Origin of the sequence: Capnocytophaga sp. oral taxon 329 str. F0087, assembly GCF_000213295.2 — a bacterium.
GTDB classification, from domain to species: Bacteria; Bacteroidota; Bacteroidia; order Flavobacteriales; family Flavobacteriaceae; genus Capnocytophaga; species Capnocytophaga leadbetteri_A.
Genome location: NZ_KN390038.1, coordinates 11,765 through 13,997 on the forward strand (window position 1 = coordinate 11,765; position 2,233 = coordinate 13,997).

A 2,233-nucleotide genomic window follows, 5' to 3' on the forward strand; every position below is an offset into this window, starting at 1 on the left:
CCCCTTTGAAGGAAGTCCGCGAGCTAGCGCAGCGGAGTATGTGTTAGGGGGGATGTTAATACCCCTCCCACTTTTAGCACGATTTTTGCATCACATTCTAAAACCTAACACCTACAAGATGCCCCTACCTTATATATTAATACTGTTTCGCTTTTTATTAGCTCCCACTATATTCTGGATAGCCTACGCCACCCCCGAAAGCGTAGCCCGCCCCGCTATTGTCATCGCAATAGTAGTAGGACTCCTATCCGACATCTTCGATGGCATCATAGCCCGCCATAGGGGCATTAGCACCGTAAAGATGCGCCGCCTCGATAGCCAAACCGATTTAGTCTTCTGGCTCTCAGTGGGGGTAGCCTGCTATTGGCTCAATCCCGCCCTAATTACAGCCTACCGCTATCAGATTATAACCCTATTCGTTATGGAAGCCCTCTGCTATGGTTTGAGTTTTTTGCGCTTTGGCAAAGAGACCTGCACCCACGCCTTCCTTTCTAAAATATGGGGACTTACCCTTCTCATAGCCTTTGTCTCCCTTATTGGTTTTGGGTATGGCGGCTTCCCATTGCAGTTAGCTATCTATTGGGGACTATTATCCCAAACCGATGTCATTCTTATTATATTATTGCTCCCCCGTTGGCAAAACGACATCCCCAGCGCCTACCACGCCTACCTTATCAGAAAAGGAAAGACTATCAAAAAAAATAAATGGCTGAATAGTTAGGATAGTTAGAAAAAAGTACTATATTTGCGGCTCAATTATAAACTTTTAAAAACGTATGAAATTACCAATCATTTTAGGGCTTCTTACCGCCTCTATTACAGCCAGCTTTGCACAGCCTTTTCGCGACACTACTGTGCTACAATTAGCCGACACCAAAGTGCTAACAGCAGAAACTTCCCAAGCCCAACACTTAAACCTAAACCCTTTTTTAGTAAAGGACAAAGAATTCGATTTTGGAGCGCTACTCAAAGAAATCAATTTCGTACCTTTAGAGACCACGGCACAAAGCCGTTTAGGGCAGATTCGCAAAGTCGTTACCACTGCCGAACACATCTATATTATGGACGACCTTGATGAGTCGGGCATAGTCATTTTCACTCGGCAAGGGAAATTCGTAAAGCGTATTCCTAATGGCAAGAAGCCAGAACAACTCTATCGCCTTTATGACATCGATTTTAATACCCAAACCAATGAACTGATTGCTTACAAACGTTCCTTTCTTCTTATTTTTGATAAAGAAGGCAATTTCCTTCGTTTCAAATACCTGCCTATAGGCTTTCTCAATATGGCAGCTACCCCCGACGGATATGTGCTAAAATCGCTTGTAGGGCAAAATAAAAACTTAGGCGACAAAAGCAACTACCGTTTGCAGTTTATAAATAAAGACCTCAAGCTCAATGCGGTAGCGCTACCCGATAAAGAGAGCAAAGCCTTTTCGGCTAAAAGTTACCTTTATAGAGTAGCCGATTTGGTAAAGATAACAGCCGAAATATCCGACACTATCTATCAATATAACCCTAAAGACAACAAATTGGCAGCAGAGTTTATTTTAGATTACGACCACAAACTGCCACGTTCGTATATTTATGGCAAAGATTTTAGTGTTTTTGAAAATGCTATACGCGACCATAATTATAACTATTGTATAGGCGATTATATCGAAACCACTCATCACAATGTGTTTTTTATTTCTAATAAAACAGCCAATGTTGTAGTTTACCGCGATAAGCACAGTGGCAATATGGTAGGAGGGGGTATAGCCCAAAGCAAACAAGGACTTCCTTTCTTAGCCTTCCCTGATAGTTTTTATGATGATCAGCTTATCAAGTATTATTATCCAGGGGAAAATGATTACGAAGTGCTAAAAGAGATGCCATTTCTTTCTGAAGCCAATAAGAAGAAAAGCGAATCCTTCAAAAAAGGCGATAATCCCATTCTAATTTATTACACGTTGAACAAGTTCTAAAGAGATAACTAAAGAAATAAAGAGATATAGAAATGTAGAAATATTTTTTGATAAAGAACTTCGGAAAAAACTTTGCTAAAAGCTATAGGAATACCCACTATAGCTTTTAGCAAAGTTTTTTTGCACAATATCCCACCCGTCCCTACATCATATTGTTCGTGTATGCTTGCCCGTTGCATCTCCCCCTTTGAAGGAAGTCCGCGAGCTAGCGCAGCGGAGTATGTGTTAGGGGGGATGTTACTCCCAAGCCTCCCACCTATCCCTAC

Annotated in this window: 2 protein-coding genes; both read left to right on the forward strand. The window is 41.6% G+C overall.

All coding sequences use genetic code 11. The features are described 5' to 3' along the window. Window positions 1–118 precede the first annotated feature (118 nt). Window positions 119–721: a CDP-alcohol phosphatidyltransferase family protein gene (locus HMPREF9074_RS09820; RefSeq protein WP_034540508.1), complete on the forward strand. Its 603-nt coding sequence runs from the start codon at window positions 119–121 to the stop codon at window positions 719–721. A 55-nt stretch (window positions 722–776) separates the two neighbouring features. Further along, window positions 777–1,967 carry a 6-bladed beta-propeller gene (locus HMPREF9074_RS09825; RefSeq protein ID WP_009392478.1) on the forward strand — a complete coding sequence of 397 codons (1,191 nt, stop codon included), beginning with the start codon at window positions 777–779 and terminating at the stop codon, window positions 1,965–1,967. Window positions 1,968–2,233 lie beyond the last annotated feature (266 nt).

Excerpts from the sequence above, each read along its gene's own strand:
- HMPREF9074_RS09820 (WP_034540508.1), top strand. The coding sequence starts at position 119 with ATGCCCCTACCTTATATATTAATACTGTTTCGCTTTTTATTAGCTCCC.
- HMPREF9074_RS09825 (WP_009392478.1), top strand. The coding sequence starts at position 777 with ATGAAATTACCAATCATTTTAGGGCTTCTTACCGCCTCTATTACAGCC.